Here is an 18,273-nt window from a genome sequence, read left to right as displayed (position 1 = left end):
CCCTCGGGTCCCGCGCACCGCAGATTCAAGACGCGGAGCAGCCTGAACAAAAACAAAGGCGCTGTTCGCGTTAAGTATTGATGAGCTGTCGACCAAGGGCCGATGCGATGAACTGCGCAGGCAAAATCCCGTCTTTGAACCATGTCAGGAGCCGCTGCCAGGCCAAATAGTTGGGCAGGTACTTGGTGGCGACGCCACGCAACTCGCAATTCAGCCAGCCCTTGAGGCGTGAGTGATAGCCGTTGACAGTCTGGACGTGGAATGAGGGGTTCTGTGGTGAGCCATGCTTGGACGCGCTGAACATCTTCAGCGTGACGCCCAGTTCGCGCGGCAGCGCGTAATAGGCCGAGTTACCGTCGGAACACACTACGGTGTCAGGACGCACCAGCGGTCGGAGCGTGGCCACCAGTTCTTTGCCGTTCATGGCAGGCATAACCCGGTCAGCTGTGTGCTGCTGGCCACGGGCCCGGGCTATGAGGACGGGAACCTGCTCCTTGGAGAGTCCCCGCTTTGATGCTTTGCCCCCGCGCTTGCGGGCTTCGCGCGGTAGATTCCGCTCGCCTTTGCGGGAGTGCAAAAAGTAGGTCTCGTCCACCTCCAATAAGCCCTCCAGAGCCTTGGGCTGCTGCGGAACGACGGCAGTAAGGAAGCGATGGCGCCACCGGAAGGCGGTGGAGACCGCCACACCGGTGTCGGCAGCGGTATCGCGAACCGTCATTCCAGACGCCATGCAGGCGGCATTAGCGGCCAGCCGTTCCTTGCGACGCAGGCGAGCCAAGGGCGTATTCGTTGTTACGCCGGATGTGCGGTTGCAATCGCGGCAGAGATACCGCTGTAACCCATGAGCTCGACCGTTTTTGACGACCGAGAGACTGCCGCAGTGGCGGCAGCATACGAGGCCGCGAGCCTCGTCCAGCGCACGGAAGGACTCCAGGGCCGCTTGTCGTTGTTCAATGGCCTGAGCCAACTCTTTGAGCTGGTCAAGGGTCATGTTTCCTATCTTGCCTAGAACGCGCTGGAAGTGGTCGAGTCGCATCACTGCCTCCCTTGCTGGTCAACAGTATGGACGAAATCAATACGTAACGCGAACAGCGCCAAAACAAAAAGGCCCACCGAAGTGGGCCTTTTTTTTTGACTGCCAGAATTTGGTTGCGCGAGAAGGATTTGAACCTCCGACCTTTGGGTTATGAGCCCAACGAGCTACCAGACTGCTCCATCGCGCGGTAGACAGAAATTATAACCTATATTTAAGCTTCCGTGGAGGAAACTTCAGGCATCTCAGCACGATCCACCAGTTCGACATACGCCATAGGCGCGTTGTCGCCCACCCGGAAACCCATCTTCAAAATACGGGTGTAGCCGCCGGGGCGCGTCTTGAAACGCGGACCCAGGTCGTTGAACAGCTTCGTCACGCTGTCACGATCACGCAGGCGATTGAAAGCCAGGCGGCGATTCGCAACGGAATCTTCCTTGGCCAGGGTGATCATGGGTTCGATCACGCGGCGCAGTTCCTTGGCCTTGGGCAACGTGGTCTTGATGGCCTCGTGCTCGATGAGCGAGTTCATCATGTTCTGCAGCATCGCGAGGCGGTGCGAGCTGGTGCGATTGAGTTTACGGAGGCCGTGTCCGTGGCGCATGGTGCTTTCCTTTGATGTAATTAAATCGGGCAGCCGTATCAGGTACTGCCCGAGGCACTGGCTCTTTTCAAAGAGCCCAAAATTATAACTTAACGCTTGTCGAGCCCTGCCGGAGGCCAGTTCTCGAGCTTCATACCGAGGGTCAGGCCGCGCGAAGCGAGCACTTCCTTGATCTCGTTGAGCGACTTGCGACCCAGGTTCGGCGTCTTCAGCAGTTCATTCTCGGTTCGCTGAATCAGATCACCGATGTAATAGATGTTCTCTGCCTTGAGGCAGTTGGCGGAGCGGACGGTGAGTTCCAGTTCGTCCACAGGACGCAGCAGGATCGGATCGAAGGTCGCAGCGCCGCGAGAGCTTGCCGGCGCATCGAAAGCTGCCAACTCACCGCCTTCCAGCTGCGCGAACACTGCCAGTTGTTCCACCAGAATCTTGGCGGAAGCGCGGACCGCGTCCTCGGCAGTAATAGCGCCGTTGGTTTCGATCTCGACGACGAGCTTGTCCAGGTCCGTGCGCTGTTCCACACGCGCGCTCTCGACGGTATAGCTCACGCGTTTCACCGGCGAGAAGGAAGCATCCAGCACGATACGGCCAATGGACTTCGTCGCCTCGTCCGCGTAGCGGCGCAGGTTGCCGGGCACGTAGCCGCGGCCCTTCTCCACCTTGATCTGCATGTCCAGCTTGCCGCCCGCAGACAGCGTGGCAATGACGTGCTCGGGGTTCACGATTTCAACGTCGTGCGGCGTCTGGATGTCGCGCGCCGTGACGACGCCTTCGCCATCCTTGCGCAGGCTCAGCGTGACTTCGTCACGGTTGTGCAGCTTGAACACCACCCCCTTGAGGTTCAGCAGGATGTTGACCACATCCTCCTGAACGCCGTCAATGGACGAGTATTCGTGCAAGACACCGGCAATCGTCACCTCCGTTGCTGCGTAACCCACCATGGAAGAGAGCAGTACACGGCGAATGGCATTGCCCAGCGTGTGCCCGTAACCGCGCTCAAAAGGCTCCAACGCCACCTTGGCACGGTTGGGGCCAAGTTGCTCGACATTGATTGCCTTGGGTTTCAGCAAATTGGTTTGCATGCAGACTTCCTCTCAATACCCCCAGCTCGTTACACCGGTAAGGCTGGTGAAGCGCCTAAACCGCGATGCCTCGCGGTTCAGGGACGATTTCGGCTAACTTAAGGCTATGGTTTAACGCGAGTACAACTCAACGATCAGGGATTCGTTGATGTCTGCACCGAACTCATCGCGATCCGGGACCTTCTTGAAGGTACCTTCTACCTTGTCGGCATTCACTTCGACCCAAACGGGCATGCCCACCTGCTGCGCCAATTGCAAAGCTTCAACAATACGTGCCTGCTTCTTGGATTTTTCGCGTACCGCAACCACGTCGCCGGCCTTGACCAGATAGGATGCGATGTTGACGCTTTGACCATTCACCGTGATGGCCTTGTGGGACACGAGCTGACGCGCTTCGGCACGGGTAGAGCCGAAGCCCATGCGGTAAACCACGTTATCCAGGCGGCACTCGAGCAGGCCGAGCAAATTAGCGCCCGTATTGCCCTTGAGGCGTTCAGCGGCCTCGAAATAGCGGCGGAACTGCTTTTCCAGCACGCCATACATGCGCTTGACTTTCTGCTTTTCGCGCAGTTGCAGACCATAGTCTGACGTACGCGCACCGGAAGTACGGCCATGCTGGCCTGGCTTCGAATCAAACTTGGCCTTGTCCGCGATAGAGCGGCGTGCGCTCTTCAGGAACAGGTCGGTGCCTTCGCGGCGGGAGAGTTTGGCCTTGGGGCCGAGATAACGTGCCACTTTTTATATCCTTGAATCGACTGCCGCAGCGGACTGCGGGAGCCACCATCGCGCCAGGCGATCGGTGGCGGTGGGCTTATGAAACCAATTAAATACGGCGGCGTTTCTGGGGACGGCAACCGTTGTGGGGCACAGGCGTCACATCCGAGATGGAGGTGATGCGGATGCCGAGAGCGCCCAGCGCGCGCACCGAGGATTCGCGGCCAGGACCGGGACCCTTGATTTCGACATCGAGGTTCTTGATGCCTTGCTCAATGGCTGCGCGACCGGCCACTTCCGATGCCACCTGAGCAGCAAAAGGAGTTGACTTGCGCGAACCCTTGAAGCCCTGGCCACCAGAAGACGCCCAGGACAGAGCATTGCCTTGGCGATCGGTGATCGTAATGATCGTGTTGTTGAAGGAGGCGTGCACGTGGGCGATGCCGTCCGAAATGTTCTTGCGAACCTTCTTGCGCACACGTTGCGCGGCATTATTGGCAGGAGATTTAGCCATAGTGATCTTTCAGAATCTTACTTCTTCAGTGCCGCTGCACCCTTGCGCGGGCCCTTGCGGGTGCGTGCGTTGGTGCGCGTGCGCTGACCACGCATCGGCAGACCGCGACGATGACGGAAACCGCGATAGCAACCAATGTCCATCAGTCGCTTGATGTTCATCGTGGTCTCACGGCGCAGGTCACCTTCGATGGTGAACTGAGCGATCTGGTCGCGAATCTTCTCCAGATCGGCATCGGTCAATTCCTTGACCTTCTTGGAATAAGCAATTCCGCATGCCTCGCAAATCTTGCGAGCACGGGTACGCCCGATCCCGTAGATAGCCGTCAGGCCAATCTCGGTGTGCTGATGGGGCGGGATATTGATACCAGCAATACGTGCCATGTTCGTCCTCTAATACTTCCCAATCAACCTTGGCGCTGCTTATGGCGCTGATCCGTGCAGATCACGCGCACAACGCCCTTACGGCGGATGATTTTGCAGTTACGGCAAATTTTCTTGACCGAAGCCGAAACCCTCATTGCATTCTCCTAAACTTGTCCAATCGTTCCGGCCCAGTGCGCGGAACACAAAATAAGTGCCCGCGATGGATCGAAGGGCATCAATAAGCCGTTGCTTCTTGGCGAACCCGCGACTATAGCGCATTCGCCAAAGGCACACGGACATCAGGTACCTAATGTCGTCTTGAAGTTAGCCTTCTTCAGCAGCGACTCGTACTGCTGCGACATCATGTAGTTCTGTACCTGAGCCATGAAGTCCATCGTCACGACAACGATGATCAGCAACGACGTACCACCAAAATAGAACGGCACGTTGTACTTCAGGATCAGGAACTCGGGCAGCAAACACACGAATGTGATGTAAACAGCCCCGGCCAGCGTCAGCCGCACCAGGATCTTGTCGATGTAGCGCGCGGTATGTTCACCCGGGCGGATGCCTGGAATGAATGCTCCGCTCTTCTTCAGGTTGTCTGCCGTTTCGCGGCTGTTGAAAACCAGAGCCGTGTAGAAGAAACAGAAGAAGATGATCGCCGCGGCGTAGAACATCACATAGACCGGCTGGCCGGGCGTCAGTGCCGCAGAAATATCACGCAACCACCGCATCGACTCTCCCGCGCTGAACCAATTCACAATGGTTGCAGGCAGCAGGATGATGGACGACGCAAAGATTGGAGGAATCACACCTGCCATGTTGAGCTTCAAAGGCAGATGGGAGGATTGCCCACCATAGACCTTGTTGCCCACCTGGCGCCGCGCATAGTTCACCAGTATCTTGCGCTGACCACGTTCGACGAAGACGACGAAGTACGTCACCAGCCCCACGACGATCACGATGAAGATGGCTGCCAGGATGCTCATCGCCCCCGTGCGCACCAGCTCCAACAGACCACCGATAGAACTGGGCAGACCCGCGGCGATACCGGCAAAGATCAGGATCGAAATACCGTTGCCCAGGCCGCGCTCGGTGATCTGTTCACCCAGCCACATCAGGAACATCGTGCCGGCGGTCAGGCTGACCACTGCCGTGAGCCGGAAGCCGAAGCCCGGACTCAACACGAGACCTGCGGAGCTCTCCAGAGCCACCGCGATACCCAGCGATTGGAAAATCGCCAAGCCCAACGTTCCATAACGGGTGTACTGCGTGATCTTGCGGCGCCCGGCCTCCCCTTCCTTCTTCAACTGCTCGAATGTGGGCACCACATAGGTCATCAGCTGCATGATGATCGATGCCGAGATGTACGGCATGATCCCCAGCGCGAAGACCGTGAAGCGCGAGAGCGCTCCACCCGAAAACATATTGAAAAGGTTGAGAATGCCGCCCTGCTGGCCACTGAACAACTGCTGCAGCTGCGCCGGGTCAATCCCAGGAACGGGAATGTGCGCGCCGATGCGGTACACAACCAACGCGAGCAGCAGAAAGACCAGACGCCGGCGTAGATCGCCAAACTTACCGGTTTTTGCCAGTTGAGCTGCGTTAGTAGCCACAGATGCCTTTCGTCAGAACCAGATCAGGCCAGGCTACCGCCGGCCGCTTCGATGGCAGCCTTGGCGCCAGCAGTTGCGGTGATTCCCGACAGCTTCACAGCCTTGGAAATCTCGCCACTCTTGATCACCTTGACCACCTTGGCCAGCTCGCCCACCAGTCCTGCGTTCTTCAACGCCAGCACATCCACCTCAGCCAACCCCAGGTTTTCCAGGGCGGTCAAGGAGATTTCCGCATTGAACTTCAGCAGGTGCGATTTGAAGCCGCGCTTGGGCAGACGGCGCTGCAAAGGCATTTGACCGCCTTCGAAGCCCACCTTGTGGTACCCCCCGGAGCGGGACTTTTGTCCCTTGTGGCCACGGCCAGCGGTCTTGCCCAGGCCGGAACCAATGCCGCGACCAACGCGGCGCGCGGCGTGCTTGGCACCATCTGCGGGCTTGATGCTATTGAGTTCCATCATCAACCTCTCAGAGGACTTTGACCAGATAGCTGATCTTGTTAATCATGCCGCGCACTTCAGGCGTGTCCTTGAGTTCGCTGATGCTGTTGAGCTTGCGAAGACCCAGGCCACGAACGGTAGCGCGGTGCGATTCTTTGGTGCCAATCGGGCTGCGCACCAGTTGAATCTTGATGGTTTGTTGCGTTGTCATTGCACGCCTCCCTATCAGGCAGCGAAGAGGTCTTCGACCGTCTTACCGCGCTTAGCGGCCACTTCGGCCGGCGTAGTGGAATTGGTCAGGGCGTCAAACGTGGCGCGAACCATGTTGTAAGGGTTGGACGAACCGTGGCTCTTGGCCACGATATCGGTAATGCCCATCACCTCGAACACGGCGCGCATCGGGCCGCCAGCGATGATGCCGGTACCCTTGGGGGCCGGGGCCATCATCACCACGGCTGCGCCGTGGTGGCCCGTCACGTTGTGGTGAATGGTGCCGTTCTTCAGCGACACCTTCACCATGTTGCGACGTGCCTCTTCCATGGCCTTTTGCACGGCGGCGGGCACTTCCTTGGACTTGCCCTTGCCCATGCCCACGCGGCCGTCACCATCGCCAACCACCGTCAGCGCAGCGAAGCCCAGAATGCGGCCACCCTTCACGACTTTGGTCACGCGGTTGACCGCGATCATTTTTTCGCGCAGACCGTCGTCCTGACCTTCGCTCTGTACCTTGGGTTGAAATTTAGCCATTTTGTATTCCGCTCCGCTTAGAACTGCAGGCCGGCTTCACGGGCTGCATCGGCCAGGGCCTTCACGCGGCCGTGGTATGCAAAACCTGCACGATCAAATGCAACCTTCTCGACACCGGCCGCCTTCGCCTTCTCGGCGATGCGCTTGCCGATGATCTGGGCTGCAGCGGCGTTGCCACCCTTGCCCGAGCCACCGAGCGACTTGCGCACATCGGCTTCGGCCGTGGATGCGCTGGCCAGCACCTTGCTGCCATCGCCGGAGATCACACTGGCGTAGATATGGAGATTCGTACGATTGACCGTCAGACGCGCGACACCTTGCTGGGCAATGCGGATGCGGGTCTGGCGGGCACGACGAAGACGCTGCTCTTTTTTGGTCAACATGCTGCAGCTCCTTACTTCTTCTTGGTCTCTTTGATCGTGACTTTTTCGTCCGCGTAGCGGATACCCTTGCCCTTATAGGGCTCGGGCGGACGAACGGCACGGATCTCGGCGGCCAGCTGGCCCACCACTTGGCGGTCAGCACCCTTGATCACGATTTCGGTGGGCGTCGGCGTGGCAACGGTGATGCCGGTGGGCATCTCGAAGTTCACGGGATGCGAAAAACCGATTGCCAGGTTCAGCTTGTTGCCGGAGGCTGCTGCCTTGAAGCCCACGCCAATCAGCGTCAACTTCTTCTCAAAGCCCTTGCTCACACCGACCACCATGTTGTTCACTAACTGGCGCACGGTGCCGCTCATGGCATTGGCTTCACGCGAGTCGTTGACCGGCTCAAAGCTCAGCTTGCCTTCGTTGTTAGACACCTTCACCAGCGCGTTCTGCGCCAGCGACAGCACGCCACCAGCACCCTTGACACTGATCTGGTCGTCCTTGATGGACACATCCACGCCTGCGGGGATGCTTACCGGGGATTTACCTACACGGGACATTTCAGTCTTCTCCTCAATGCCACGTTAAGCGACGTAGCAAAGCACCTCGCCACCGACACCGGTAGCGCGCGCCTTGCGGTCGGTCATCACACCCTTGGGCGTCGTGACAATTGCCACGCCCAGGCCGTTCATGACTTGCGGAATGGAACCACAGCCCTTGTACACGCGCAGGCCGGGACGGCTCACGCGCTCGATGCGCTCGATCACCGGGCGACCGGCGTAGTACTTCAGGGTGATTTCGAGTTCAGTCTTGCCGCTCTCGGACTTCACTTCGAAGCCGTCGATATAACCCTCGTCCTTCAGCACCTGGGCGATGGCAACCTTCACTTTGGAAGAAGGCACTGACACGGTGGCCTTGGACACCATTTGTGCGTTGCGGATGCGGGTCAGCAAGTCAGCGATGGGATCACTCATGCTCATGTTGTATCTCTCCTGCCTGCTTACCAGCTGGCCTTGGTGACACCGGGGATGTCACCGGCAAATGCCAGTTCACGGATCTTTGCGCGACCCAGACCGAATTGACGGAAAGTGCCACGGGGACGACCGGTGATTTCGCAGCGGTTACGCTGGCGCGTGGGGTTGGCGTTGCGAGGCAGTTTCTGCAGGCCCAGACGGGCCGCTTCGCGCTCTTCGTCGCTGCGCTTGGCATCGCCGGCAATCGCCTTCAGTTCCGCGTACTTGGCGGCGTACTTGGCGGCCAGTTTTTCGCGCTTCAGTTCGCGCTGGATCAAAGCTACTTTAGCCATACGCTGCCTTTAGTTCTTGAACGGGAAACGGAAAGCCGTGAGAAGCGCCTTGGCTTCTTCGTCGGTCTTGGCCGTCGTGGTGATGCTGATATTGAGGCCGCGCAAGGCATCCACCTTGTCGTACTCGATCTCAGGGAAAATGATCTGCTCTTTGACGCCGATGTTGTAGTTGCCACGGCCGTCGAATGCGCGACCGGAGATACCACGGAAGTCGCGCACGCGGGGCAGCGCGATCGTCACGAAGCGATCCAGGAATTCGTACATCCGCGCACCGCGCAGCGTCACCATGCAACCAATGGCCTGGCCTTCGCGGATCTTGAAACCGGCGATAGCCTTCTTGGCCTTGGTCACCACGGGCTTCTGACCTGCGATCTTGGTCAGGTCCGCCACGGCGTTGTCCATGATCTTCTTGTCCGCCACGGCCTCGCTCACGCCCATGTTGAGCGTGATCTTGGTCAGACGGGGAACCTGCATGGGCGAGGTGTAACCGAACTGCTTGACCAGTTCGGGGGCGATCTTGTCGCGGTAGATTTCTTGCAGTCGTGCCATGTGGACTCCTTAGGCAGCCTTGATTTCGGCGCCGCTGGACTTGAACACGCGAACACGCGTGCCGTCGGCCTGCACCTTGATGCCCACGCGGTCAGCCTTGCCGGTAGCGGCATTGAAAATGGCCACGTTGGATTGGTGGATGGGCATGGCCTTTTCCACGATGCCGCCAGTCGTACCCTTCATGGGGTTCGGCTTGACATGCTTCTTGACCAGGTTAATGCCTTCGATGACCAGATGAGAGTCATCCTTGCGCAGCGACACCGTGCCGCGCTTACCCTTGTCGCGCCCGGTGAGCACGATGACTTCGTCGCCCTTGCGGATCTTGTTCATGGCGCGTCCTTCAGAGAACTTCGGGAGCCAGGGACACGATCTTCATGAAGCGCTCGGTACGCAGTTCACGCGTCACGGGGCCGAAGATGCGGGTGCCAATGGGCTCCAGCTTGGAATTGAGCAACACTGCTGCATTGCCGTCGAACTTCACGAGCGAACCGTCGCCGCGGCGGATACCCTTCGCCGTACGCACAACCACTGCGCTGTAGACCTCGCCCTTCTTGACGCGGCCACGCGGAGCAGCTTCCTTCACGCTCACCTTGATGATGTCGCCAACGCTGGCATAGCGACGCTTGGAACCGCCCAGCACCTTGATGCACAGGACGGACTTCGCGCCGGTATTGTCGGCAACGTCTAACCGAGATTCTGTTTGGATCATTTCAATATTCCCAACTTGCACCAGCGGTCGAATGCCCCGAAGCCTTTCAAGGCGGCCGACCTGCCAGTCAGTCTTGGGCCCGTCGTCCACGCCGCAAACCATTTGCGGCGCTTCCCGCTGGGCAGAAACCTCGCGCACTTAACGCGAAGCCCGGCAGTATCGCAAACTTAAAACCGGGCGTCAAGCGCTTTTTATGCCGGCACCGTGGCGTAGTGTGCGGCCAACTCTAGGAACGCGGGCAGCTGCGGGTCCTGGCCGGGGATTTCCTCGCGCAGGATGTCCGCCACGCGCGGCGCCAGCGCGGCCGCCAGGCGCGCATCGAGAAACAGCACGCGCGAGCGCCGTGCGAGCACGTCCTCCACGGTGCGTGCGTACTCATGGCGCGCGGCAAAGCGCACCATGGCCTCGCTGAGCCCTTCGGCCAGTTGCACCTGCGAACCCGGAAGGGCTTGCACCCGTGCGGCCTCGTCACCGTAGGAATGCAGACCCTGGGGCGCGTTCATTCCCTGGCGCTCCCGGGTGGCACCGGCTCCTACCAGGGGCAGCGCAACGGTGATCCCGCCCGGGCGGCGCGGCAGCAGGTGTTCGTCCATGCACTTGAGCAGTACATCCTCGGCCATGGCGCGGTAGGTGGTCCACTTGCCGCCAGTCACGGTGACCAGCCCGCTGCGGCTGGCCAACACAGTGTGTTCCCGGCTGATACTCTTGGTGGCGGCGGCGTCTTCGTCCGAGGGCTTGACCAAGGGACGCAGGCCCACCCAGATGCTGCGCACATCGCTCGCCTGGGGGGCACGCCGCAGGTAGCGCGCCGATTCCCCCAGGATGAAGGCCACTTCCTCCCGCATGGCCTGGGGCTCGCGCGCCAGATCCTGGCGTGGGCTGTCGGTCGTGCCCAAAATCACCTTGCCCAGCCAGGGCACCGCAAACAGCACCCGCCCGTCGGCCGTCTTGGGCACCATCAGCGCATGATCGGAGGGCAAGAACTCGCGGTCCACCACGATGTGCACCCCCTGGCTGGGCGCCACCATGGGCTTGGCGGGCTGGCCGCTCACATCGCCATCGCGCTGGCGCAGGGCATCCACCCACACGCCGGTGGCGTTGACCACGCAGCGCGCACGCACCTCGTAGCGCCGCCCGGTCTCGGCATCCTGGCAAACCACGCCCGCCACCTTCCCCCCGTCGTACAACAGGTCGTCCACGGGGCAGTAGTTGAGCAGCAGGGCCCCCCGCTGCGCGGCGGTACGCGCCAGGGCCAGGGCCAGTCTGGCGTCGTCGAACTGCCCGTCCCAATACTTCACGCCGCCCTTGAGCCCGTCGGCCATGGCCGTGGGCAGGCAGCGCAGGGTCTCCATGCGCCCAAGGAATTCGGTAGGCCCCAGGCCAGCCTTGCCGGCCAGGGCGTCGTACATCTTCAGGCCCATGCCGTAGAACGGCGTTTCCCACACCTTGTAAGAAGGCATGACGAATGCCAACGGCTGCGCCAGGTGGGGGGCGTTGCGCAACAGCGTGGTGCGCTCGTGCAGCGCCTCGCGCACCAGGGCGATGTTGCCCTGAGCGAGGTAGCGCACGCCGCCGTGCACCAGCTTGGTGGCACGCGAGGAGGTGCCCTTGGCGAAGTCGTGCGATTCCAGCAGCACGACGGAAAAGCCGCGCGCCGCCGCATCCAGCGCCACCCCCAGGCCCGTCGCCCCACCTCCGACGACCGCAAGGTCGTAGGTCACGGGTTGAGCCAGGCGGGCCAGCAGGTCGGCCCGTACGGTTGCCAAAGGGGTGGAGGTGTCGCTAGTCATAAGGGGAATGGTCCGTAACCCTGGCGGAAAAATCAGGGTTTACCCTGAATTGTGACCGGATCCGCGGGGATGGGCCCGGCAAAGGGCCCATCCGCTGCGGCATCAACGCACCTTGCCGTCCTTCCAGGCCTGCAGCAGGGTGTTGTAGTTGATGGTTTCGCCCTTGGGCTTCTCATTGGCGAGCTTCTTCCATGGCGCGTGCTGGTCGCTCAGCCACTTGGCCGGGTCACCCTTGGCGTTCAGCTTGGGCGCGCAGCGCTCCATGCCGGCGCGCTGCAGGCGGGCCATCACCTGGTCCATCTCGTCGGCCAGTGTGTCCATGGCGGCCTGCGGGGTCTTCTCGCCCGTGACGGCCTGGGCCACGTTCTTCCACCACAGCTGCGCCAGCTTGGGGTAGTCGGGCACGTTGGTGCCGGTGGGCGACCAGGCCACGCGCGCCGGGCTGCGGTAGAACTCGACCAGGCCGCCCAGCTTGGGCGCCATGTCGGTCATGGCCTTGGAGCGGATGTCGGACTCGCGGATCGGCGTCAGGCCGACGACGGTCTTCTTCAGCGACGTGCTCTTGGCCGTCACGAACTGGGCGTAGAGCCACGCGGCGGCCAGGCGGTCGGGGTTGTGGTCCTTGAAGAAGGTCCAGCTGCCCACGTCCTGGTAGCCGTTTTGCATGCCCTGCTTCCAGTACGGGCCGTTGGGGCCGGGGGCCATGCGCCACTTGGGCGTGCCGTCGGCGTTGACCACGGGCAGGCCGGGTTTGGTCATGTCGGCGGTGAAGGCGGTGTACCAGAAGATCTGCTGCGCGATCTGGCCCTGGGCGGGCACGGGGCCGGCCTCGCCGAAGGTCATGCCCATGGCTTCCTTGGGCGCGTACTTCTTCATCCAGTCCACGTACTTGGTGAGCGCGTAGACGGCGGCCGGCGAGTTGGTGGCGCCGCCACGGGCCACGCTGGCGCCCACGGGGGTGCACTTGTCGTCGGCCACGCGGATGCCCCATTCGTCGATGGGCAGGCCGTTGGGCGTACCGATGTCGGCGCTGCCGGCCATGGACAGCCAGGCGTCGGTGAAGCGCCAGCCCAGCGACGGGTCCTTCTTGCCGTAGTCCATGTGGCCGTAGATCGGCTTGCCGTCGATGTTCTTCACATCGTTGGTGAAGAACTCGGCGATGTCCTCATAGGCGCTCCAGTTCAGCGGCACGCCCAGGTCGTAGCCGTACTTGGCCTTGAACTTGTCCTTCAAGTCCTTGCGGTCGAACAGGTCGGCGCGGAACCAGTACAGGTTGGCGAACTGCTGGTCGGGCAGCTGGTACAGCTTGCCGTCCGGGGCGGTGGTGAACTTGGTGCCGATGAAGTCCTGCAGGTCCAGGCCGGGGTTGGTGTAGTCCTTGCCCGGGCCGGCCATGTAGTCGGACAGGTTCAGGATCTTGCCGTAGCGGTAGTGGGTGCCGATGAGGTCGGAGTCGCTGATCCAGCCGTCATAGATGGACTTGCCCGACTGCATGGAGGTCTGCAGCTTCTCGACCACGTCGCCCTCTTGGATCAGGTCGTGCTTGACCTGGATGCCCGTGATCTCGCTGAACGCCTTGGCCAGGGTCTTGGATTCGTACTCGTGGGTGGTGATGGTCTCGGAGACCACCGCGATCTCCTTCACGCCCTTGGCCTGCAGCTTCTTGGCCGCGTCGATGAACCACTTCATCTCGGCCATCTGCTGGTCTTTGCTCAGCGTGGAGGGCTGGAACTCGCTGTCGATCCACTTCTTGGCCTCGGCCTCGCCGGCCCAGGCTGCCTGCCCCAGCGCCAGCGCCGCGGCGGCAAACGCGATCGCCTTGAACTGCATCTTCATTGCTGTCTCCTCACAAGAACGCTCCCCGGGGGTTGGATGGGCGCCGGTGCCGGGGGAGAGTCGGCTGGCCCCTTTTATAAAAATGTGAGCTACTGGCGCTTGTTGTTATTGGTTTTTAGATAGTTTTCTATCTCAAATCCCCGTAAATCAAGCGCAAGCAGCTATCTTTTTTGACTACCCTTTGCGCAGCACCAGCGCCAGCACCAGCATGGACAGCACGAAGCTGATCCACACCGAGGGCTCGGCCTCCAGCGAGAACCACTGCGCCATCTTCTCGCCCAGGCCCACCCAGGCCAGGTTGATGTACGCGGCGGTGAGCAGGCCGATGAACAGCCGGTCGCCGCGCGTGGTGGTCATGGGCAGGAAGCCCTTGCGCTCCACCGTGGGGGATTGGATTTCCCACACCGTCATGCCGATCAGCATGAGCACGATGCAGGTGAAGAACACCGCCACCGGGGTGGTCCAGGCCATCCAGTCAAACATTGCCCGCCCTCCTCAAACACGGCCCATCGCGAACCCCTTCGCGATGTAGTGGCGCACGAACCAGATCACGATGGCGCCCGGCACGATGGTCAGCACGCCGGCAGCAGCCAGCGTCGCCCAGTCCATGCCGCTGGCGCTCACGGTGCGCGTCATGGTGGCCACGATGGGCTTGGCATTCACGCTGGTGAGCGTGCGTGCCAAGAGCAATTCCACCCACGAGAACATGAAGCAGAAGAACGCTGCCACGCCCACGCCCGCCTTGATCAGCGGCAGGAAGATGGTGAGGAAGAAGCGCGGAAAGCTGTAGCCATCGATGTACGCCGTCTCGTCGATCTCGCGCGGGATGCCGCTCATGAAGCCTTCCAGGATCCACACCGCCAGCGGCACGTTGAACAGCAGGTGCGCCAGCGCCACGGCGATGTGCGTGTCCATCAGCCCCACGGTGGTGTAGAGCTGGAAGAACGGCAGCAGGAACACGGCCGGCGGCGTCATGCGGTTGGTCAACAGCCAGAAGAACACGTGCTTGTCGCCCAGGAACTGGTAGCGGCTGAACGCATAGGCTGCGGGCAGCGCCACGGTGAGCGAGATCACCGTGTTGATGGCCACGTAGATCAGGCTGTTGATGTAGCCCGAGTACCAGCTCTCGTCGGTGAAGATGGTCTGGTAGTTGGCCCAGGTGAAGTGCTGGGGCCACAGCGAGAAGCTGGACAGGATCTCCTCGTTGGTCTTGAAGCTCATGTTGACCATCCAGTAGATGGGCAGCACGGCGAACACCAGGTAGGCGATCAGGAACAGCGTGCGTTTCTGGAAGCGGGGCTCATTCATGGCCGGCACCCTCCTTCGGCGTGGTGCCCACGAGCTGCATCCAGTTGTAGAGGATGAAGCACAGCAGCAGGATGATGAGGAAGTAGATCAGCGAGAACGCCGCCGCAGGCCCCAGGTCGAACTGGCCCACGGCCTTTTGCGTGAGGTACTGGCTGAGGAAGGTGGTCGCGTTGCCCGGCCCGCCGCCGGTGAGCACGAAGGGCTCGGTGTAGATCATGAAGCTGTCCATGAAGCGCAGCAGCACGGCGATCATCAGCACGCCGCGCATCTTGGGCAGCTGGATGTAGCGGAACACGGCGAACTTGCTCGCACCGTCGATGCGCGCGGCCTGGTAGTACGCGTCGGGAATGCTGCGCAGCCCCGCGAAGCACAGCAGCGCCACCAGCGGGGTCCAGTGCCACACGTCCATGGCCAGCACGGTGAGCCAGGCGTGGGTGGCGTTGCCGGTGTAGCTGTAGTCGAAGCCGATGGCCTCGAACGCCGCGCCCAGCAGGCCGATGTCCGAGCGGCCAAAGATCTGCCAGATGGTGCCCACCACGTTCCACGGGATCAAGAGCGACAGCGCCACGATGACCAGCACCGCCGACGACTTCCAGCCCTGCGCGGGCATGCTGAGCGCCAGCAGGATGCCCAGCGGAATTTCCACCAGTAGCACCGCCAGCGAGAACGTGAGCTGGCGCAGCAACGCGCCGTGCAGTTCCTCGTCGCGCAGCACGGCGGCGAACCATTCCGTGCCCACGAACACGCGGCGCTCGGGGCTGATGATGTCCTGCACCGAGTAGTTCACCACCGTCATCAAGGGCAGGATGGCCGAGAAGGCCACGCACAGGATCACCGGCAGCACCAGGAACCAGGCCTTCTGGTTCACGGGTTTGGTAGTACTACTCATGGCAGTGCTCCAGGGAGTGGGCATTGCCTGCGACGCGCACCACTGGTGCGGCGCAGACGGCGGGGCGCCCAGCAAGGGCCGCTCCGCAGCAAAGGGCGCCGTCCCCCATCCAGGGGGAAGCCGCGCTGCGGCTCAGGGGGTAGCCATTCATGGCAGCAGCTCCTCGTTCTTGTAGAAGCAGGTGTGCTCGCCCAGCACCTGCAGCCAGACCGCCTGGCCCGGCGCGGGCAGCACCTGCTCGGGCGCGAAGCGGGCCTTGAGGGACTGACCCTCCACGGTGGCCGTGAGCATCTGGTGCGTACCCACGTCCTGCACGCGCGCCACGGTGCAGCGCAACGCACCGGGCGCATGCGCGTCGGCCAGGGCCAGGTATTCGGGGCGCACGCCCAGTTGCACGGCGCCCTCCGGCAGCGCACGCGGCAGAGCCCAGCGCTGCGCGGCCACGGTGATCTCGCCGCCCTGCACCTGCGCGGGCAGGAAGTTCATGCCCGGCGAGCCGATGAAGTGGCCCACGAAGGCGTGCTGCGGACGCTCGAACAGATCGCCCGGCGTGCCCATCTGCACCACGCGCCCGCGCGTCATCACCACCACCTGGTCGGCGAAGGTAAGTGCCTCCACCTGGTCGTGCGTCACGTAGATCAGCGTGAGCTTGAGCTCATGGTGGATCTGCTTGAGCTTGCGGCGCAGTTGCCACTTGAGGTGCGGGTCGATCACCGTGAGCGGCTCGTCGAACAGCACGGCCGCGACGTCCTCGCGCACCAGGCCGCGGCCCAGCGAGATCTTCTGCTTGGCGTCGGCCGACAGGCCGGCCGCGCGCTGGTCGAGCTGGCCGCTCATCTCCAGCATCTCGGCGATTTTCCCCACGCGCTGGCGGATGTGCGCCTCAGGCACCTTGCGGTTCTTCAGCGGGAAGGCCAGGTTCTCGGCCACCGTCATGGTGTCGTAGATCACCGGGAACTGGAACACCTGGGCGATGTTGCGCTCCTGCGGGCTCGCGCGCGTGACGTCGCGGCCGTCAAACCGCACCTGCCCCTGCGAGGGCACGAGCAGGCCGGACATGATGTTCAGCATGGTGGTCTTGCCGCAGCCCGAGGGGCCCAGCAGCGCGTAGGCGCCGCCGTCATCGAAGACCATGTCCAGCGGCAGCAGCGCGTAGTCGCTGTCCTGCTGCGGGCGGGGTTTGTAGGAATGCGCCAGGTTGAGCTCGATGCGCGCCATGTCAGTGCCCTCCCTGCGCGCGTTCCGAGGCGCGCACGGGCGCCAGGGCCAGCGCGCCATCGGCGCCGAACACATAGGCCTGCGCCGGATCGAGGTACAGCGTGACGGCGCTGCCCAGTTCCAGATAGTGCACGCCCGTGACCTGCGCCACCAGCGCGCCCCAGGGCGTGGCGGCGTGCACGAAGGTGTCGGAGCCGGAGATCTCCGCCAGCTCCACCACGCCCTGCACCGCCACGTCGCCCGCGCGCTGGGCCAGCCGCAGGGCACTGGCGCGCAGGCCCACCGTGAGCGTGCCGCCCGCAGGGGCCTGCAGCGGCTGGCGCAGGGCCAGCACGCTGCCGCCCGCCAGCTGCACGCCGCCGGGCACGGGCTGCGCGGGCAGCAGGTTCATGGGCGGGTCGCTGAAGGCGCGTGCCACGCGCAGCGAGCGCGGCGCGTGGAACACCTCGGCCGTGGGGCCGTACTGCAGCAGCTCGCCCTCGTGCAGCACAGCGGTGTAGCCGCCCAGCAGCAGCGCCTCGCCCGGTTCGGTGGTGGCGTAGACCACGGTGGAGCCGCCGGCGGCGAACAGTTGCGACAGTTCCTCGCGCAACTCCTCGCGCAGCTTGTAGTCCAGGTTGACCAGGGGCTCGTCCAGCAGCATCAGCGGGGCGCCCTTGGCCAGTGCGCGCGCCAGCGCCACGCGCTGCTGCTGCCCGCCCGACAGCTCGGACGGCAGCCGATCGAGGAAAGGCGTGATGTGCAGCCGCTCGGCCAGTTCGCGCACGCGCGCGGCCACGTTCTTGTCGCCGCGCAGCTTGAGCGGCGAGGCGATGTTGTCCGCCACCGTGAGCGACGGGTAGTTGATGAACTGCTGGTACACCATGGCCACGTTGCGCTCACGCACGGGCACGCCGGTGACGTCCACGCCGTCCACACGCACGCGGCCCTCGGTGGGCCGGTCCAGCCCGGCCATGATGCGCATCAGGCTGGTCTTGCCCGCCTGCGTGGCCCCCAGCAGCACGGTCACGGCGTCGCTGTGCAGCCGCAGGTCCATGCCATGCAGCCACACCTGCGGGCCGACCCGCTTGGTGATGCCGTCCAAAATCAGCTCCATGCGCGCTCCTCGCCTCCCCTGTGGCAGCGGGGTGCCAGGCGTCCGCACGCCTGCCACTCCCGGCAAAATCTTCGTATTCATTCATTTTT

The 18,273-nt window shown here is 62.4% G+C and carries 26 protein-coding genes and 1 tRNA gene; all 27 read right to left on the bottom strand.

Annotation, left to right across the window (positions count from 1 at the left end; genetic code table 11):
• Nucleotides 1-70: 70 nt before the first annotated feature.
• The 27 genes from PCQ86_RS03045 to PCQ86_RS02915 all read right to left on the bottom strand — a co-directional run bounded on the left by PCQ86_RS03045 (nucleotide 71) and on the right by PCQ86_RS02915 (nucleotide 18,184).
• The gene (locus PCQ86_RS03045) at nucleotides 71-1,036 is read right to left on the bottom strand and encodes an IS1595 family transposase (RefSeq protein WP_235575184.1); all 966 of its coding nucleotides are present in this window, start codon (nucleotides 1,034-1,036) and stop codon (nucleotides 71-73) included.
• 110 nt (nucleotides 1,037-1,146) lie between these two features.
• Nucleotides 1,147-1,223: transfer RNA gene (locus tag PCQ86_RS03040), tRNA-Met, on the bottom strand.
• Nucleotides 1,224-1,247: 24 nt separating this feature from the next.
• Nucleotides 1,248-1,637 carry a 50S ribosomal protein L17 gene (rplQ, locus tag PCQ86_RS03035; protein ID WP_270174835.1) on the bottom strand — a complete coding sequence of 130 codons (390 nt, stop codon included), beginning with the start codon at nucleotides 1,635-1,637 and terminating at the stop codon, nucleotides 1,248-1,250.
• An 89-nt stretch (nucleotides 1,638-1,726) separates the two neighbouring features.
• Nucleotides 1,727-2,719 carry a DNA-directed RNA polymerase subunit alpha gene (locus PCQ86_RS03030; RefSeq protein WP_011803867.1) on the bottom strand — a complete coding sequence of 331 codons (993 nt, stop codon included), beginning with the start codon at nucleotides 2,717-2,719 and terminating at the stop codon, nucleotides 1,727-1,729.
• 111 nt (nucleotides 2,720-2,830) lie between these two features.
• Nucleotides 2,831-3,454, bottom strand: a complete 624-nt coding sequence (gene rpsD / locus PCQ86_RS03025) for a 30S ribosomal protein S4 (protein ID WP_012655444.1) — start codon at nucleotides 3,452-3,454, stop codon at nucleotides 2,831-2,833.
• A gap of 88 nt (nucleotides 3,455-3,542) precedes the next feature.
• On the bottom strand, nucleotides 3,543-3,947 hold the full coding sequence (gene rpsK / locus PCQ86_RS03020) for a 30S ribosomal protein S11 (RefSeq protein WP_011803865.1): 405 nt from the start codon (nucleotides 3,945-3,947) through the stop codon (nucleotides 3,543-3,545).
• Nucleotides 3,948-3,964: 17 nt separating this feature from the next.
• Nucleotides 3,965-4,330 carry a 30S ribosomal protein S13 gene (rpsM, locus tag PCQ86_RS03015; protein ID WP_011803864.1) on the bottom strand — a complete coding sequence of 122 codons (366 nt, stop codon included), beginning with the start codon at nucleotides 4,328-4,330 and terminating at the stop codon, nucleotides 3,965-3,967.
• A 23-nt stretch (nucleotides 4,331-4,353) separates the two neighbouring features.
• Nucleotides 4,354-4,467, bottom strand: a complete 114-nt coding sequence (gene rpmJ / locus PCQ86_RS03010; RefSeq protein WP_003050535.1) for a 50S ribosomal protein L36 — start codon at nucleotides 4,465-4,467, stop codon at nucleotides 4,354-4,356.
• A gap of 144 nt (nucleotides 4,468-4,611) precedes the next feature.
• Nucleotides 4,612-5,931: a preprotein translocase subunit SecY gene (secY, locus tag PCQ86_RS03005; RefSeq protein WP_011803863.1), complete on the bottom strand. Its 1,320-nt coding sequence runs from the start codon at nucleotides 5,929-5,931 to the stop codon at nucleotides 4,612-4,614.
• Between the two features lie 23 nt (nucleotides 5,932-5,954).
• The gene (gene rplO / locus PCQ86_RS03000; protein WP_011803862.1) at nucleotides 5,955-6,386 is read right to left on the bottom strand and encodes a 50S ribosomal protein L15; all 432 of its coding nucleotides are present in this window, start codon (nucleotides 6,384-6,386) and stop codon (nucleotides 5,955-5,957) included.
• Between the two features lie 10 nt (nucleotides 6,387-6,396).
• Complete coding sequence (gene rpmD, locus PCQ86_RS02995) at nucleotides 6,397-6,579, bottom strand: 50S ribosomal protein L30 (RefSeq protein ID WP_012655443.1); 183 nt, start codon at nucleotides 6,577-6,579, stop codon at nucleotides 6,397-6,399.
• A 14-nt stretch (nucleotides 6,580-6,593) separates the two neighbouring features.
• Nucleotides 6,594-7,115 (bottom strand): 30S ribosomal protein S5, encoded by a 522-nt coding sequence (gene rpsE / locus PCQ86_RS02990; RefSeq protein WP_011803860.1) that lies wholly within the window; start codon nucleotides 7,113-7,115, stop codon nucleotides 6,594-6,596.
• Nucleotides 7,116-7,132: 17 nt separating this feature from the next.
• Complete coding sequence (rplR, locus tag PCQ86_RS02985) at nucleotides 7,133-7,498, bottom strand: 50S ribosomal protein L18 (RefSeq protein ID WP_011803859.1); 366 nt, start codon at nucleotides 7,496-7,498, stop codon at nucleotides 7,133-7,135.
• Between the two features lie 11 nt (nucleotides 7,499-7,509).
• Nucleotides 7,510-8,043, bottom strand: coding sequence for a 50S ribosomal protein L6 (rplF, locus tag PCQ86_RS02980; RefSeq protein WP_011803858.1), 534 nt, complete (start codon nucleotides 8,041-8,043; stop codon nucleotides 7,510-7,512).
• A gap of 24 nt (nucleotides 8,044-8,067) precedes the next feature.
• Entirely contained in the window at nucleotides 8,068-8,463 is a 396-nt protein-coding gene (gene rpsH / locus PCQ86_RS02975; RefSeq protein ID WP_011803857.1) for a 30S ribosomal protein S8, read from the bottom strand.
• Nucleotides 8,464-8,483: 20 nt separating this feature from the next.
• A complete protein-coding gene (gene rpsN, locus PCQ86_RS02970; protein WP_011803856.1) occupies nucleotides 8,484-8,789 on the bottom strand; it encodes a 30S ribosomal protein S14 in 306 nt (101 codons plus the stop codon).
• Nucleotides 8,790-8,798: 9 nt separating this feature from the next.
• Nucleotides 8,799-9,338, bottom strand: a complete 540-nt coding sequence (gene rplE, locus PCQ86_RS02965; RefSeq protein ID WP_103738498.1) for a 50S ribosomal protein L5 — start codon at nucleotides 9,336-9,338, stop codon at nucleotides 8,799-8,801.
• 9 nt (nucleotides 9,339-9,347) lie between these two features.
• Nucleotides 9,348-9,668 (bottom strand): 50S ribosomal protein L24, encoded by a 321-nt coding sequence (rplX, locus tag PCQ86_RS02960; protein WP_011803854.1) that lies wholly within the window; start codon nucleotides 9,666-9,668, stop codon nucleotides 9,348-9,350.
• Between the two features lie 10 nt (nucleotides 9,669-9,678).
• Nucleotides 9,679-10,047 carry a 50S ribosomal protein L14 gene (gene rplN, locus PCQ86_RS02955; RefSeq protein ID WP_011803853.1) on the bottom strand — a complete coding sequence of 123 codons (369 nt, stop codon included), beginning with the start codon at nucleotides 10,045-10,047 and terminating at the stop codon, nucleotides 9,679-9,681.
• A gap of 191 nt (nucleotides 10,048-10,238) precedes the next feature.
• Nucleotides 10,239-11,837, bottom strand: a complete 1,599-nt coding sequence (locus tag PCQ86_RS02950) for a glycerol-3-phosphate dehydrogenase/oxidase (protein ID WP_270174834.1) — start codon at nucleotides 11,835-11,837, stop codon at nucleotides 10,239-10,241.
• Between the two features lie 102 nt (nucleotides 11,838-11,939).
• Nucleotides 11,940-13,673, bottom strand: coding sequence for an ABC transporter substrate-binding protein (locus tag PCQ86_RS02945; RefSeq protein ID WP_123674860.1), 1,734 nt, complete (start codon nucleotides 13,671-13,673; stop codon nucleotides 11,940-11,942).
• Between the two features lie 174 nt (nucleotides 13,674-13,847).
• Complete coding sequence (locus PCQ86_RS02940) at nucleotides 13,848-14,156, bottom strand: DUF2160 domain-containing protein (RefSeq protein ID WP_011803850.1); 309 nt, start codon at nucleotides 14,154-14,156, stop codon at nucleotides 13,848-13,850.
• 12 nt (nucleotides 14,157-14,168) lie between these two features.
• Entirely contained in the window at nucleotides 14,169-14,981 is an 813-nt protein-coding gene (locus PCQ86_RS02935) for a carbohydrate ABC transporter permease (RefSeq protein ID WP_012655440.1), read from the bottom strand.
• Nucleotides 14,974-15,870, bottom strand: a complete 897-nt coding sequence (locus PCQ86_RS02930) for a carbohydrate ABC transporter permease (RefSeq protein ID WP_270174833.1) — start codon at nucleotides 15,868-15,870, stop codon at nucleotides 14,974-14,976. Before PCQ86_RS02930 ends, PCQ86_RS02935 begins: the two co-directional genes overlap by 8 nt.
• The gene (locus PCQ86_RS02925; protein WP_270174832.1) at nucleotides 15,863-16,021 is read right to left on the bottom strand and encodes a hypothetical protein; all 159 of its coding nucleotides are present in this window, start codon (nucleotides 16,019-16,021) and stop codon (nucleotides 15,863-15,865) included. Before PCQ86_RS02925 ends, PCQ86_RS02930 begins: the two co-directional genes overlap by 8 nt.
• Entirely contained in the window at nucleotides 16,018-17,088 is a 1,071-nt protein-coding gene (locus PCQ86_RS02920; RefSeq protein ID WP_270174831.1) for an ABC transporter ATP-binding protein, read from the bottom strand. Before PCQ86_RS02920 ends, PCQ86_RS02925 begins: the two co-directional genes overlap by 4 nt.
• Before the next feature lies 1 nt (nucleotide 17,089).
• Nucleotides 17,090-18,184: an ABC transporter ATP-binding protein gene (locus PCQ86_RS02915; RefSeq protein ID WP_123674858.1), complete on the bottom strand. Its 1,095-nt coding sequence runs from the start codon at nucleotides 18,182-18,184 to the stop codon at nucleotides 17,090-17,092.
• Between the last annotated feature and the right edge of the window lie 89 nt (nucleotides 18,185-18,273).

The organism is Diaphorobacter sp. ED-3 (assembly GCF_027625375.1).
Classification (GTDB): Bacteria; Pseudomonadota; Gammaproteobacteria; order Burkholderiales; family Burkholderiaceae_C; genus Diaphorobacter; species Diaphorobacter nitroreducens.
Note: the sequence above shows the minus strand (reverse complement) of the source record. Positions and strands in the feature narration are given on the sequence as shown.